Source organism: Sutcliffiella halmapala, from assembly GCF_050107295.1.
Taxonomy (GTDB): Bacteria; Bacillota; Bacilli; order Bacillales; family Bacillaceae_I; genus Sutcliffiella_A; species Sutcliffiella_A halmapala_A.
On sequence record NZ_JBNIKR010000007.1, the window covers coordinates 110,033 to 124,424 of the forward strand.

Annotated in this window: 15 protein-coding genes; 9 read left to right on the top strand and 6 right to left on the bottom strand. The window is 40.8% G+C overall.

Going from position 1 to position 14,392, the window contains the following annotated elements:
* Nucleotides 1-87: 87 nt before the first annotated feature.
* Nucleotides 88-795: a trehalose operon repressor gene (gene treR, locus ACQCT5_RS13095; protein WP_499642475.1), complete on the top strand. Its 708-nt coding sequence runs from the start codon at nt 88-90 to the stop codon at nt 793-795.
* A gap of 50 nt (nt 796-845) precedes the next feature.
* On the opposite strand, the gene ACQCT5_RS13100 is transcribed toward treR, so the two are convergent.
* Complete coding sequence (locus ACQCT5_RS13100; protein ID WP_499642632.1) at nt 846-1,502, bottom strand: HAD family hydrolase; 657 nt, start codon at nt 1,500-1,502, stop codon at nt 846-848.
* Nucleotides 1,503-1,687: 185 nt separating this feature from the next.
* Here ACQCT5_RS13100 and ACQCT5_RS13105 point away from each other — a divergent pair, with 185 nt between their 5' ends.
* Both ACQCT5_RS13105 and ACQCT5_RS13110 read left to right on the top strand, forming a co-directional pair.
* Entirely contained in the window at nt 1,688-2,590 is a 903-nt protein-coding gene (locus tag ACQCT5_RS13105) for a chemotaxis protein (RefSeq protein WP_499642476.1), read from the top strand.
* A 12-nt stretch (nt 2,591-2,602) separates the two neighbouring features.
* Nucleotides 2,603-3,316 (top strand): alpha/beta fold hydrolase, encoded by a 714-nt coding sequence (locus ACQCT5_RS13110; protein WP_499642477.1) that lies wholly within the window; start codon nt 2,603-2,605, stop codon nt 3,314-3,316.
* Nucleotides 3,317-3,354: 38 nt separating this feature from the next.
* Here ACQCT5_RS13110 and ACQCT5_RS13115 read toward each other — a convergent pair whose 3' ends face one another.
* From ACQCT5_RS13115 to ACQCT5_RS13125, 3 genes are all read right to left on the bottom strand, one after another.
* Nucleotides 3,355-3,834 (bottom strand): YkyB family protein, encoded by a 480-nt coding sequence (locus ACQCT5_RS13115; protein ID WP_499642478.1) that lies wholly within the window; start codon nt 3,832-3,834, stop codon nt 3,355-3,357.
* A 74-nt stretch (nt 3,835-3,908) separates the two neighbouring features.
* Nucleotides 3,909-5,432 (bottom strand): HD-GYP domain-containing protein, encoded by a 1,524-nt coding sequence (locus ACQCT5_RS13120; protein WP_499642479.1) that lies wholly within the window; start codon nt 5,430-5,432, stop codon nt 3,909-3,911.
* An 89-nt stretch (nt 5,433-5,521) separates the two neighbouring features.
* The gene (locus ACQCT5_RS13125; protein WP_499642633.1) at nt 5,522-5,971 is read right to left on the bottom strand and encodes a L,D-transpeptidase; all 450 of its coding nucleotides are present in this window, start codon (nt 5,969-5,971) and stop codon (nt 5,522-5,524) included.
* A gap of 148 nt (nt 5,972-6,119) precedes the next feature.
* Between ACQCT5_RS13125 and ACQCT5_RS13130 the strand changes: the two genes are divergently transcribed.
* On the top strand, nt 6,120-7,634 hold the full coding sequence (locus ACQCT5_RS13130; protein ID WP_499642480.1) for a Ppx/GppA phosphatase family protein: 1,515 nt from the start codon (nt 6,120-6,122) through the stop codon (nt 7,632-7,634).
* Nucleotides 7,635-7,695: 61 nt separating this feature from the next.
* The gene (locus ACQCT5_RS13135; protein ID WP_499642481.1) at nt 7,696-9,801 is read left to right on the top strand and encodes an RNA degradosome polyphosphate kinase; all 2,106 of its coding nucleotides are present in this window, start codon (nt 7,696-7,698) and stop codon (nt 9,799-9,801) included.
* Nucleotides 9,802-9,869: 68 nt separating this feature from the next.
* Here ACQCT5_RS13135 and ACQCT5_RS13140 read toward each other — a convergent pair whose 3' ends face one another.
* Together ACQCT5_RS13140 and ACQCT5_RS13145 are read right to left on the bottom strand one after the other, a co-directional pair.
* A complete protein-coding gene (locus tag ACQCT5_RS13140) occupies nt 9,870-10,061 on the bottom strand; it encodes a hypothetical protein (protein ID WP_499642482.1) in 192 nt (63 codons plus the stop codon).
* Nucleotides 10,062-10,152: 91 nt separating this feature from the next.
* Complete coding sequence (locus ACQCT5_RS13145) at nt 10,153-11,016, bottom strand: metallophosphoesterase (protein ID WP_499642483.1); 864 nt, start codon at nt 11,014-11,016, stop codon at nt 10,153-10,155.
* A 222-nt stretch (nt 11,017-11,238) separates the two neighbouring features.
* Here ACQCT5_RS13145 and fadH point away from each other — a divergent pair, with 222 nt between their 5' ends.
* From fadH to ACQCT5_RS13165, 4 genes are all read left to right on the top strand, one after another.
* Complete coding sequence (gene fadH, locus ACQCT5_RS13150; protein ID WP_499642484.1) at nt 11,239-12,009, top strand: 2,4-dienoyl-CoA reductase; 771 nt, start codon at nt 11,239-11,241, stop codon at nt 12,007-12,009.
* A gap of 87 nt (nt 12,010-12,096) precedes the next feature.
* The gene (locus ACQCT5_RS13155; protein WP_499642485.1) at nt 12,097-12,666 is read left to right on the top strand and encodes a LysM peptidoglycan-binding domain-containing protein; all 570 of its coding nucleotides are present in this window, start codon (nt 12,097-12,099) and stop codon (nt 12,664-12,666) included.
* A gap of 113 nt (nt 12,667-12,779) precedes the next feature.
* The gene (locus tag ACQCT5_RS13160; RefSeq protein WP_499642486.1) at nt 12,780-13,997 is read left to right on the top strand and encodes an EAL domain-containing protein; all 1,218 of its coding nucleotides are present in this window, start codon (nt 12,780-12,782) and stop codon (nt 13,995-13,997) included.
* A gap of 65 nt (nt 13,998-14,062) precedes the next feature.
* The gene (locus ACQCT5_RS13165; protein WP_499642487.1) at nt 14,063-14,299 is read left to right on the top strand and encodes a hypothetical protein; all 237 of its coding nucleotides are present in this window, start codon (nt 14,063-14,065) and stop codon (nt 14,297-14,299) included.
* The last annotated feature ends 93 nt before the right edge of the window (nt 14,300-14,392 follow it).

The window sequence follows — 14,392 nt, forward strand, 5'->3', positions numbered from 1 at the left end:
TTACGTGTATATGTTGTATTCGTCCAAAGCAACAATTTCTGCGAAAACCGCCAAAAGTAATGTTAAAATGGTGATAGGTGGTTAATCATGAAAAATAACAAATTTCAGGCGATCTATCAGGAGCTTGCAAAAAAAATGGAAGAAAAAGAAATCCAGGTTGGAGAAAAGCTGCCTTCCGAGCATGAATTAATGGTACAGTTCCATACATCAAGGGAAACCATACGGAAAGCGTTAAACCTTCTGGCACAGAACGGGTATATCCAAAAAATCCGCGGCAAGGGATCAATCGTGCTCGAGCGGGCCAGATTTGATTTTCCGATTTCAGGTCTTGTCAGCTTCAAGGAGCTGGCAAGGAAAATGGGGAAACCTTGGATTACAAAGGTACACGAGCTTAAGCTGGTATTGCCTACTGATGAATTACAAGATCGATTGGGAGCGGACGAACTTTGGAAAGTGGTACGTTCTCGGCAGGTTGATGGAGAGAGTATCATTTTGGACACGGACTACTTCCAAAAAAGACATGTCCCTCTATTAACGGAAGAGATAGCTGAGCAATCCATCTATGAACATCTGGAGGAAGAATTGGAGCTTTCTATCAGCTTTGCCGATAAGGAAGTGACGGTGGAGGAAGCGACCGGATTGGATCGAGAACTGCTGGACCTCAATGGTCTATCTCATGTGGTAGTGGTCAAGAGTCTTGTCCACCTCGATGATGCGAGTCCTTTCCAATATACCGAATCGCGTCATAGGCTGGATAAGTTCCGGTTTGTGGACTTTGCAAGAAGGATGAAATGAAAACAAGCACCGCTCTCAAGTAATAGAGCAGTGCTTGTTTTTTTTTTCAATTATTTGTCCATATTGAAATCCTTCAATATATCATTTAGCTCTTTTTCCTCCATCGAAGTCAAGCGTAAATGGTAATCTTTGAACTCCATATGGGACGTTACCGGGTTTGGTACAACAATACAATGAATTCCGGCAGCCATTGCAGCATTGGAGCCATGCAGGGAATCCTCGAAAGCAATCGCATCATGTCCGTTGACACCCAAATTCTGTAATGCCTTTATGTATAGTGCAGGATCTGGTTTGACCTTTTCAACATCATCCCTGGTGACTATCGTTTCAAAATAGCCTATAATTTCAAGTTTTTGTAAATAAGCTACAACCCATTCCCTTCCTGAGCTTGATGCGAGTCCAATCTTTAATCTATTCTTTTTAGCAGCCTTCAAGTAAGCAAGGACACCAGGGCGGAGATCAGGTCGCGAAGCTTTTTCCTTATAGCATGCATTTGTCAATTCTTTCATTCTTTCCTCATCCATTTCAGGCACGGCTTGTTGAAGGAATTCATACAGAACCCTGCTGCTGGTGCCGATGCAGGTACTGTAATCCTTCATGGACAATTCGTGTTGATGCTCCTGCTTTAATATTTCCTTGAAGCTTTCATACCATATCGTTTCTGTATCGATGATCAGACCATCGAAATCAAATATCACTGCTTTTATCATTATATCTCCTCCCTCTCTTTCACCATTATAGCGCAAGAACCCTATACTATTCTTGTCTTGAGTAGTTCTATAGACAACCAATATACAGAGAGTATAAATAAAGGCAACCGCCTTAACTTTCATAAAAATTTTCCGATATTGAAGGTAGGTTAGTTATTCATTTTTGGAAGGGCGTACATGATATGGAAAATAGATCTGGCATTTTATTGGACTCTGGTACAAATGAAGTGGAATTCCTGGAGTTTCTGATGGCTGATACAAGTTTTGGAATCAATGTGTTAAAGGTGAGAGAAATAATCAATCCGGTATCCATCACCAAAATACCCCATTCGCATCCCAATGTGGAAGGAATCATCGAATTGAGAGGGGAAGTTTTACCGGTTATCTCTTTAAGAAAGGCGTTATCCATTGAGGAGGAGAGTTCCTTTCAGGAGGATAAATTCATCGTTGCAGAGTTTAACGGAATGAAGGTAATCCTTCGTGTGGATCATGTAACGCAAATTCACCGTCTGTCGTGGTCACAAATGGAGAAGCCTGCCTCACTTAATCAAGGATTTGAAGATCATGTTACAGGTGTCATCAAAAAACATGAGAAAATGATTCTGCTAGTGGATGTGGAGAAAATCCTGTTTGATATCTATCCAAATGTTGATGGAGGCATGCAAGGAATCACACAAGATATAAATCCGGCAAGAAGCGAAAAGGTTATCGTGTTGTCGGAGGATTCCCCGATGCTCCGAAAATTGTTACAGGAAACCATGCTTGCAGCGGGTTTTGAGCATTTGATCTTTTTTGAAAATGGAAAAGATGCCTGGACCTTCTTTGATGAGAAGGTTAGACATGGAGAACTGCAGGTGGACCTATTAATTACAGATATAGAAATGCCATTGATGGACGGTCATCATTTAACGAAAAAATTGAAGGACGATTCCACGCTCTCAACGATCCCGGTTATCATCTTCTCCTCATTGATTACAGATCATCTGCATCATAAAGGGGAACTAGTTGGAGCGAATGCACAAATAAGCAAACCTCAATTGGGCAAGTTGATTCAATTGATGGATGAATGGTTATTTTTGAAGTAGAGGAGGATACAGATGATTTTGCATACAGATGTTTCAGGAGCAGGACAACCATTAATTCTTATTCATTCCGGTGGCATGTCCGGTTCTTCGGAGTATGAAGAACAGAGGGACTTCTTTACAGAAAAAGGTTTCCAAGTTATCCGGCCTGATTTAAGGGGCCATGGCAAATCGGTTGGTCCTATCGATGATTATTTTGCACATTGTACAGAGGATATCATGGATACTTTGGAGCACCTGAATATTGAATCCTGTCACTTGGCTGGGGTATCACTTGGCGGTATAGCGGCACTGCTTTTTGCCAAAAAATATCCTCATAAAGTGAAAACACTCACGTTTTCCGGAATTTTTCCTGAAAGACCAGAAAACTGGGAAGAGTTGACCAACCAGGAGGCGGCACATCATGAAGTCCTTTTTAAAAGGGAAGAAGTGATAGAATATATGAAACAGATGCATGGTGAAAATGATTGGAGAGCGATGCTGGCTTCTTGGCAACAGGAAGATTTCTACCCGTTTGAGGATACCGGAGCTGTAAAAGACCTCTCGATGCCCACCATGTGTCTGGTCGGGGGCGAGTCCTCTGTGGAATTTAAAGCGGCAGAATGTTACAAACAAAGAAATGAAGCAATTCATATTTCCATCATTCCATTTGCCGGCCACCTTGTCCATAGAGATCAGTCGAATTTATACTCGGAAACATTGTATGTTTTTCTCCAGCAGCATCAATAAAAAACGCCAACCAATCATACTAGATTGGTTGGCGTTTTTTAGTAGCTTTCTCCTAGACGTTTAAATACGGGCTTTTGGTAGGTTTTTTTACCAGGCTGTTTTTTGTCTTCCGTTGGATAATAGTTTGCGTACTGCTGCAGCAGATTCTTGGCAACCGACAAGGACATGTTCGCTTTCGGATTCCGGTAATGGTCATTCAATTCTCCAAGGTGAGGCAGCTCTGAGAAGTCCTCTTTTGTTGGAGGGAGATGAAAGTAATAATCTCCGGCTGACACTAGTACATCCGACTGCTGGCGGCTATTCTTCGGATTCTTGGAAAAGTGCAGCCCCTTTTTTGTGGCCTTGCCTTCTGCAAGAAGCTTTTCAAGTGCATGGCGCTTTAAAGAGTAAAGAAATTTAGGATCTGGTGCAGTTTTCGCATGGCGATTCACCGTAAAAATGGCACGAGAGAGGTTTTCAATAGAAGATTGCAGTGGGGCTTCTGTATTTCTTTGATTTGTATAGCGTTGATTGGGCATTCGATAATAAACTCCTTTCTTTTCTCCATTATACTTATCTTTGTTAAAAAAGGGAAGGGAATGCCCATATTGTCTTAAATACTGGAAGCAATAGGGGCTTTTTCCTCTCTTTCCTTCATAATTGCCAGGAAGCAATCAACAAATTGAGGATCCCATTGAGTGCCTTTACCTGATTGTAGAATGGATAAGGCTCTTGTAGTGGACATCCCTTTCCGATAAGGTCTATCGGATGTCATGGCATCAAAAGCGTCAGCTACGGCGATAATTCTTCCAAAGAGGGGGATTTCAGTTCCTGATAGCCGGTCCGGATAGCCATAGCCATCGAATCTTTCATGATGGCTTCGTACACCTGGAATCAAATTTGACATTGCTTCTTTTGGAAGAACCTGCTCCAGAATGTTCGCTCCGAGAACAGGGTGGCGCTTTATCTGCTCAAATTCTTCATCAGAAAGTTTTCCATCCTTCAATAATACATCGTCCCTGACTCCGATTTTCCCGATATCGTGGAGAAGAGCTGTGTTTTTGAGTTGCTCCAGTTGCTCAAGTGGTAGATTGGCCTTCCTTCCGATCATGATAGATAATTCACTAACACGCAAAGAATGGCCGGCTGTATAAGGATCCCTCGCATCAAGAGCTGTAGAAAGGGTCTGATAGAAGCTTTCCAGTAGAAGTCGGTTCGTTTCATTACGTTCCTTCAAGCCTTGAACCATGGAGTTAAATCCACTGATTACATTTGAAAACTCATCCCCATAAAGCTCTTTTGCAGGTACAAGTTGATTTTCCTTCACATCCTTCATACCTTTTAATAATGTATTGATTGGATGAATGATATCCCGGAAAAGCAGAAACGCCCCGAATGAGGAAAAGATAGCTGCCACAAGTAAAATAATGATCGCCCAATTCCAAAAATCAGGTAAATTGTTCTCGAAATGCATCTCATCCAATCGGACCTGTGTCGCTAAACTGAATAGTAATACAGGAAAAATCCCGATGAATAAGGCGCTTAACAAGAATTTTGTTCGGATGGATACAAGAACGTCCCCATTGAGGGATAATGGTTGTCCATGTGCTTTTTTTGAAAAATCCTGAAGGGAGGCCAAAACAGGTTGGATGGCACGAGTTGTCAGGAAGTACTCGATAAAAGCATGCATACCTGCAATCAATAAAGCTCCTATTGAGGCATAAAGTACGTGATTTTTCGGCATTTCCAGCCATTCCAGTCTGATGCAAAGGAGTGCCAAGGTTATGGCAGGGATGGAAAGTCCAAGAAAATGTGGTCCGAGTATACGTTTTACAGTAAGCAAAGGGAATCGATGCGTATGTATGAAAGCAAGTTTACAATCCAAATATGTAGGCTTTTCAGAACATAGAGTTTTTCTGATTAGCTTTATATGTTTTCTGAAAACAATGTATTCACATATTCCCATTACCATGGCAGAGGTAAATAAAATGAGGAACATTATACGGATCTCAATGAAAGAAAGATCAAGTGTGGAAAAAATTAATATGCCTCCTACGCCTAACACTGCTATCGAGGATCCGATAAGATAGTTTAATAGAAGATGTCGGACAAAGTGGTGGTAAATGTTCTGATACAAGCAATCGCTTCCTTTATTTAATCCTTTTTCTATTCCCATTATAATCAAAAATTGGAAACGTTGCTAGTGGATTTGGGATAAAGACGGGTTTAGGGGCGAATATAGACTGCCGTCCCGTTGGGTACAATGGAGGAGAGTTCATTGACAGCCGAATTGTGCATACGGATACATCCCTTGGAAACGGCTTTACCGATGGAGCTCGGGTCGTTCGTTCCGTGTATTCCGTAGGATCTTTTGGACAAAGTGAGCCACATGGTGCCAAATGGTCCTCCTGGATTCGGTTGTCTGTTCACAATCACAAATTCCCCGACAGGTGTATGAAACAGCATCCTGCCAACAGCAATCGGGTAGATCTTTCTTACAGTTCCGTTTTCCTTGAGAGTCAAAGTGCGACTGGACACAGAGACTTCGATTGTAAATGGAATACTTTCTTTAAGAGGCAACCCTGGAATAACAATCTGCTGACCTACTAATATTATATTGGGATTGGCAAATGTGTTCACCGCCAAAAGCTGTGGTACTGTCCTGCGGTAATCCATGGCAATGGATGTTAAGGTTTCTCCTGGCCTTACTATATGAATCGCCAATCAGATCACCTCCAGATTAGTTTGAAAAGTTGCTGTCAAAGGTATAATATTTCTAACTATTCCTACATATTACAGCCACAATAAAAAAGGATGTTGTCCGATGAAAGATAAATACGGAATTATTGATATTGGATCAAACACAATGCGTCTTGTTATTTATAAAAGGGATAAAAGCGGACGTCTTAAAGAGGTGGAAAATGTTAAGTCTGTTGCAAGGCTGAGAAACTATTTAAATCATGACGAGTATTTAACGGAAAATGGCGTGCATAAATTAATAACAACCTTATCAAGCTTTCGTGCCATAACGGATTTCCATCAATTGGCTGAAGTGAAATGTGTTGCTACGGCAACCATCAGGCAAGCTGCCAACAGGGAAGAAATCCAGGAAATGGTACAAAAGGAAACGGGTTTTACCATGAGGATATTATCAGAATATGAAGAGGCATATTACGGCTATTTGGCAGTAGTGAATACTACCCCTTTTACAGAAGGAATTACTATCGATATTGGAGGGGGGAGTACAGAAATCACCTATTTCAAAAATAAAGAACTTGTGGAATACCACAGCTTCCCATTTGGAGCGCTTTCCTTAAAAAAGCAATTTGTAAAAAGTGAATTGTCCACCCAAAGTGAAAAGGAAGATATGAAGCGTTTCATAGAATCCCAGTTCCAATTACTTCCATGGCTTCGGAATAAAAGGCTTCCAATTATAGGTATCGGGGGAAGCGCAAGGAATATGGTCCAAATAGATCAGGCTATGAAAAATTACCCGTTGGCTGGCCTTCACTTATATGAAATGCCGCCCGAAGACATCCAGCTGTTAGGTTTGTATGTAAATTCTCTTTCTCTTGAAAAACTGCAAAAGCTGGAGGGGCTATCAAAGGATAGGGCTGAGTTGATGCTTCCTGCCATGATGGTGTTTGATGACCTTGTATTCATCACAAAAGCCAGCTCATTTGTACTTAGCCGTAAAGGGCTGAGGGAAGGCGTTTTTTTTGAGAGCATGAAAAACCCTGCAACCAATGATACCAATGTTCTTACAGACAGTATTGATGAATTGGCCAAAGATTTTGAGATAAATATGGAGAATGTGAACCAGGTAACAGGAATTTTGATGTCCATGTTAAATGAATTGAATAGATTGAAAGTGTTATCTGTGAACGAGTATGAACGAAAGGAGCTGAAAATAGCTGCCAACGTTTTTCACTTGGGTGAATATATTGATGCGGAATCAAGCAGTCAACATACGTTCTATTTGCTGGCAAACCGTACGATAGATGGCCTTATGCATAAAGAGCGCCTTAAGTTGGCATTGTTGGCTTCCTTCAAAAATAAGACTGTCTTCAATCAGTATGCCAATCCGTTCAGAAAATGGTTCACTGAGGAGGAGTTGAGGGCACTTCGATTGTATGGTGCCATGCTGAAGTTTTCCTATAGTTTGAACGCCACCAAAAGAAATGTAGTAGAAAAGGTGGAAGTGACACTTGAAGCGAAAGGGCTTTTATTCCATATCCAAACCCGAAAGCCCGCAGATGCGGAAGAATACCAGGCGGAAAGGCAAAAGAAACATTTGGAGAAGCTTATAAAGCATCAAATACACCTTAGATTTTACTAGGAACATGTTCAAATAAAGCTTGTCATGTTTAAGTTAGAAAAAACGGCAAAGGGTGTTCCATATGGACGCAATGAAAATACAAAAACTAGAATTAAATAATCCTCTCTATTACAACAATAGGGAACTTAGTTGGCTCGCTTTCAATAAACGGGTGCTCGAAGAGGCGTTTGACTTGACCAACCCATTATTGGAAAGATTTAAATTCCTAGGTATCTTCAGTTCTAATCTTGATGAATTCTTTATGGTCAGGGTGGCAGGGATACAAGACCAAGTGAAGGCAGGTTACAATAAGCCAGAAAATAAAGCCAGCCTGACACCGAAAGAGCAGCTTAGCAGAATATCGCGGGAAACCCACCTGCTTGTTCATCTGCTATATAGAACCCTGCTTCAATTAAACGAAGAATTAGCAAAAGAAAATGTGCGTTTTTGTCATATAGAAAGCTTAAATCCTCTTCAAAAAAAGTATTTGGAAGATTATTTCGATGAACAGATCTTCCCTGTACTTACACCTCTCGCAGTAGATGCGTACCGACCTTTTCCCATGCTTCTCAATAAGTCTATCAATTTAGCAATAACTTTGGAGGATGATGAAGAACCCGAAGAACACAAAATAAAGCGGGCTATTGTACAGGTTCCTTCAGTATTGGAGCGCTTCATCAAACTCCCGGAAAACGGAAATGGAATCAGCTATATCATGCTCGAAGATGTCATTACGTCCTTCATCCACAAATTGTTCAAAGGCTATGATGTTATCGCAGTCACGCAATTCAGGATTACCAGAAACGCTGATATGACAATTCATGAAGAAGGATCACGTGATCTATTGAAGGAAATCGAAAAAGAGCTGAAAAAACGGAAGTGGGGTGCTGCTGTACGGCTGGAGGTACGCTCCAGACAGATGGACCCTTCGATTTTAGCTTATTTAATGGAAGAACTGGAGGTTCATAGCAAGGATATTTATGAGCTGGAGGGTCCACTTGATCCAACCTACCTTTTTTCGCTTTACAAGAAACTGTCACCGATAAAGGAGCATTTAACATTTGAGACTCTCATTCCACAGCCCTCCAAGCAGTTAGGATTTCAGGAAGATATTTTTGATAAGCTTTTGGAACAGGATATATTACTGCATCACCCCTACGAATCCTTCGAGCCGGTCCTGGATTTTGTCCGGGACGCTGCCGATGACCCCGACGTTCTTGCAATCAAGCAGACTCTGTACCGTGTCAGCGGGGACTCCCCTGTTATAGAAGCTTTGAAACGGTCTGCTGAGAATGGAAAGCAAGTCACCGTACTGGTGGAATTGAAAGCCAGGTTTGATGAAGAGAATAACGTACAGTGGGCGAAAAAATTGGAGAAGGCAGGCTGTCATGTTATTTACGGAATGACACACCTGAAGACTCACAGTAAGATCACGTTGGTGGTGCGACGGAAAAATAATAGAATAGAACGATTTGTTCATTTAGGAACGGGAAACTACAATGATGCAACAGCAAAGATCTATACCGACATCGGACTATTGACAGCCAATCGGAAAATTGGAATCGACGCCACCAACTTTTTCAACTATTTAAGCGGATATACCGAAAAACCGGAGTTTCATCATTTATCTGTTGCGCCAATGGATATAAGGGAAACATTTATTAGGTTGATAGAACAGGAAATTCAATATCATCTTCAAAACGGAAATGGAAAAATCATTGCGAAAATGAATTCGTTGACAGATAAATCACTTATCATGAAACTTTATGAAGCATCAATAGCTGGTGTGAAGATTGAGCTCATTGTCAGAGGGATATGCTGTTTGCGTCCCGGTCTGAAAAAGGTAAGTGAAAATATCAGGGTTCGCAGCATCGTAGGCAGATTCCTCGAACATAGCAGAATATATTATTTTCATCATAACGGGGAAGAAAAGATATATTTGTCTTCGGCTGATATGATGACCCGAAATATGGAAAAAAGGGTGGAAATACTCTTCCCCATATTTGCGCACCCCTTAAAAAAACGGATAAAAAGTGCTCTTGCACTGGAACTTTCAGACAATGTGAAAGCACGGGAACAGGACGAAAACGGTGTCTACCATTATGTCCGCCAAGCAGATGAAGATAGGATAAACTGCCAACTGACCCTCTTTGCTCTTGCCTACCATGTAAGGGAAGACGAAGAGTAGAAAGGCACTGCAAAAAGCCGTCGCATAGAATTGCGATGGCTTTTTGCAGGTTCCTATATCATACATCCTTAACGATAGTAAGGATAAGGATACGGGTATGGTGGATATGGAGGATAGTAAGGATAAGGTGGATACGGTGGGTAATATGGTCTCGGAGCAAGCAATGAACCTACTGCCAGACCGCCCAAAAATGGAAAGAATGGGAAACCAAACCCAAACCCGCCTATTCTTCTAGCGCCATATGGATTATTTCTATACATATAGACATACGCCTCCTTTTTTAGTCGTTATATTGTATGGAAAATAAGGAGGTTGTGCGCTTGTCATCACTCCTATGTCAATGCCCATTTATTATTCGGACGTTTCAAGGGTGAAAACGGTAATTTCAGGAGGGGCAAGAAAACGATAAGGCTGCCTCGTTGTCCCGAGTCCTCGATTCACATAAAGTGTCAGATCATTTAAATGGTAGAAGCCCTCATAGTATTTTGTTCCAAGCGGCGGCGTGATCAAAGGCCCGATAAATGGAAGCTGGACCTGACCGCCGTGGGAATGGCCAGATAGCTGCAAGGAAGCATGGAACTCTTCGGAAATCTCCTTAGCAGCATCCGGTTCATGGGCAAGCAGGATAGTAAAGGCGTCCTCGGGAATGCCATCCAAGGTCGAACGGAAATCGGGCCTCCCCAGCATCAGGTCATCCACACCTGCAATGTAGATGCGGCTATTATCTATTAATTCAATAAAGGTATTTTCGTTTTTTAATACAGTGAAACCTGAGGCAACCATTATTTCCTCATAGATTTCAGTTCCATAACCTCCATGATCATGATTTCCGAAAATGGAAAACTTGCCGTGTGGTGCTTTTATTTTGTGCAAAATAGAAATAAGGTGATCGGCTTGGGGATAATTTAATGGATCATCCATTAAATCACCGGTGAAAAGAACCACATCCGGCAGTTCATCATTTATCTTTTTTACTACACCTTCCAAGTCTTTCTTTTCGAAATGATGTCCTACATGTGTATCGGAAAATTGTACCACTTTCATTCCAGAGAAGCCTTTTGGGATTTTTTTATGGGATATAATATGAGATTCTCGTTTTATCTGTTTCGGTTCTATATATCTAGCATACCAATAACCGATACCGCTCGAAATGAACGCGATAAAAGGTATGGTGAGTATACGTTTCAAGAAAAACCTTCTTGTCATTTTATTCATATGAAAATCAACCTAACTTAAAAGTTTTTAATTTCTAAATGTACACCTGCATGATTGGGTGGTGCGGATGCATTAGTTTTCATTATACCATCATCTTTCACACAGTTCCTTGGTCTATTATTCTATTTTTTATGTGTTTATTAATGGAAAAAGAACAATAAAACATTTTGAGTATTTTGATAATTAAGATAGAATAGAGAAAAAGCTATTAGGGGGATTAAAATGGAAGCGAAAAAAGTGGCAATCATTACCGGTGGATCAAGTGGCATGGGAAAATATATGGCAATCAAATTTGTCAAAGAAGGATACAATGTAGCGATTACAGGAAGAGATTTGGACAGGCTGGCTTCTGCGAAGGAAGAAATTGAAGCTCAAGGAAAAGGTGGAGTAATAACTGTTCAAATGGACGTCAGGGAACCTGAGCATGTGGAGCGTATGGTGAAAATGACTGATGAGGCATTCGGACGCATCGATGTACTTGTAAACAATGCAGCAGGCAATTTCATTTGTCCTGCAGAAAAGCTGTCGGTTAATGGATGGAAGTCGGTCATTGACATTGTATTGAATGGTACATTTTATTGTAGCTCTGCAGTAGGTAAGTATTGGATGGAAAGAAAACATCAAGGAAGCATGATAAACATGGTGGCCACATATGCATGGAATGCTGGAGCAGGTGTTGTGCATTCTGCAGCTGCAAAGGCTGGTGTCCTGTCCTTGACGCGCACATTGGCTGTGGAATGGGGTACAAAATATGGCATAAGGGTGAATGCGATAGCCCCTGGTCCCATTGAACGGACAGGCGGAGCAGATAAGCTGATGCAATCGGAGGAAGAAGCAAGGAAAGTAGCTGAAAGTGTACCACTTAAACGATTTGGAACTCCGGAAGAAATTGCGGAACTCGCTTATTTTCTAAGCTCAGATAAAGCTGCATACATCAATGGGGAATGTGTCACGATGGATGGAGGACAATGGCTTCAACCATTCCCATTTTAATTTGACCGTTAAGTATGCCGATGAATCATATCTCTTCCATTTGGATACATACTAAGAGTAATTAGTATGTATCCGGGAGGGATATGTGTGAGTTTGTTTTATAAACATGAATGGGACGGGGAAAATAAGCAATTGACTCTATTTATTAATCCTACAGAGGCTTTTTATGAATTTGCAGTGGAATTTGCCGAGCAAAAAAGCGGAGCGGAAAAAAAGGGGAGTCTGCTGGTCCTTGCTAGGCAATACTCCAAACAATTCCTTCCTCCTCAAACGAAAGTGAATAGCTACCGGGTCAAATTCCAGAACTTTTTGGTTGCCGTCATGAAGGAAAAACAAAACGAGGCGATTCTAGAATCGGATACCTCGGAATTTGGGTTCTACAAAGTTATGCCAGACGATACGTTGAAGGATATTTGTCAGCTGCTGCAAACCGAAGAGGCACTGTTGATAAGAGAAAATAACCTTCCCAGTGATACACTCTTTGTGGGAATGGAACTTAAAGTCCCAGTCTATCGGCATACGGTGGTGGCTTCTGACAGTCTTCAAAAAATTGCAGATCGCTTCGATACATCTTCATCGGCTATCCGTTCCATGAATAAACTGCAGACAGATTGCTTGTGTCCTGGAATGGAACTGAAAATACCGAGAGGCGAATAATATCCCGTTTAAAGATCTACATTAAAAGCTGCTGAGAACCAGCAGCTTTTTTGTTTTTTTCTTACTGAAACATGTTATAATTTTCGAAAATAACGGCAAAAGGGGAGAAGGGTATGGATCCACTAGATATCATGACAAACATAGAAAGGGTCATTCCCTATTATCAAGCCATATTCAGTGCAGACCAACAGGAGGTTGTGGGATATGAGGTGCTGGGAAGAATACAAATGGATGAAAAAAATGTTCTTAGTCTAGGCCCTTTTTTCCATGATAAAAATGTCCCGGACGAATACTTTCTGGAAGTGGAAAAGAAAATCATCCATCAAGCCTTGAACGATTACACTTCCGAAAAAAAATCCTTTCTTCTTTTCATCAATCAGAATGCAAGCATACTTCTGGAGGATCAGGGGGAATCATTGTTAGAGCTGTTGCTTTCCTATGTACCAAAAGGGTTGAACCTTAAAAATATTATCCTGGAAATTGATGAACATACCTATGATGGCGATGTAGAGCATCTTCAGCATCTCGTCAACTATTACAAAACCTTTGGCATACAAATTGCCGTCTCAAACATAGGGGAATCAGGTTCTGACCTTGATCGAATCGGCCGGCTATCCCCGAATATATTAAAAGTGGATCTGAAAGTACTTCGTCAAAGCCATGAGTTAAGTGCGCATCAGGATGTGCTTTTTTCACTTGCTGTATTGTCCCGGAAAATTGGTGCAACCCTGCTGTACGAGAATATGGAAGCCTCCTATCAGCTTCAATATGCTTGGCGGCATGGTGGAAGGTACTATCAGGGATATTATTTACATAAACCGGGTTCTTCATTTATCCAGGAAGATTACGCTAAAACAGTCCTCATTGATAAATTCCAGCAATTTATCCGTTATGAAAAGAGGAAGCTTGAAGCCATCCAACAATTGACCGAAATGCTCCAACATAAAATTCAGCAGTTAGTGGGTAGGAACAAAAAAATCGAGGAGCTGGATAATTGGCTGCAGGCTATTACCAAAGACTTTTCCGAAATCAGTTTCAGGATGTATGTTTGTGATGAAAATGGATTCCAGTTATCTTCCAACCTCATAAAGAAACAAGGGAAATGGGAGATTCAGCCTGAATATAAACAAAAAAACTGGAGCTGGCGTCCGTATTTTTTGGAATATGTAATGAAAATGAGAGTAGAGAAGAAAGGTCTATTATCAGATTTGTACAGCGATATTGAAACAGGCGAGACTGTTCGTACCTTCTCTTATCCAATAAATACTGGACAGTTCATCTATATAGATTTGGCATATGAATATCTATATGAAAATCAGGATTTTTTATAAAAGGAAGGTATAGAAACAGTCCGGAAGTAAACCTTAAGAGTAACAAAGCTCGCGAGGTGAGAGTAATGGGTTCTTTTGATTTGATGTTATTAATTCTAGGTTTTTTAGTAGTTGTAATTGGAAGTATATATGCTTATAGGGTAGGCAGTCGTTCAAACTCCAGTCAGACCTCTGAAATGGATTCTGCAATAAGTGAAAAGGTACAGGATCATTATGTATTAAAAAATCCAGTGTTTTTAGCCTATATAATTGCCATTTCATTAGCATTAATATTTATTGCGTATATAGCTCTATCATCATAATGAAACTGACGAGAAATTTGGTCAGTTTTTTTTTTTTAGTACATTTTAACTGATGCGCTACCCTGTGTGTTAGTTAAATAGGACCATTTTTAT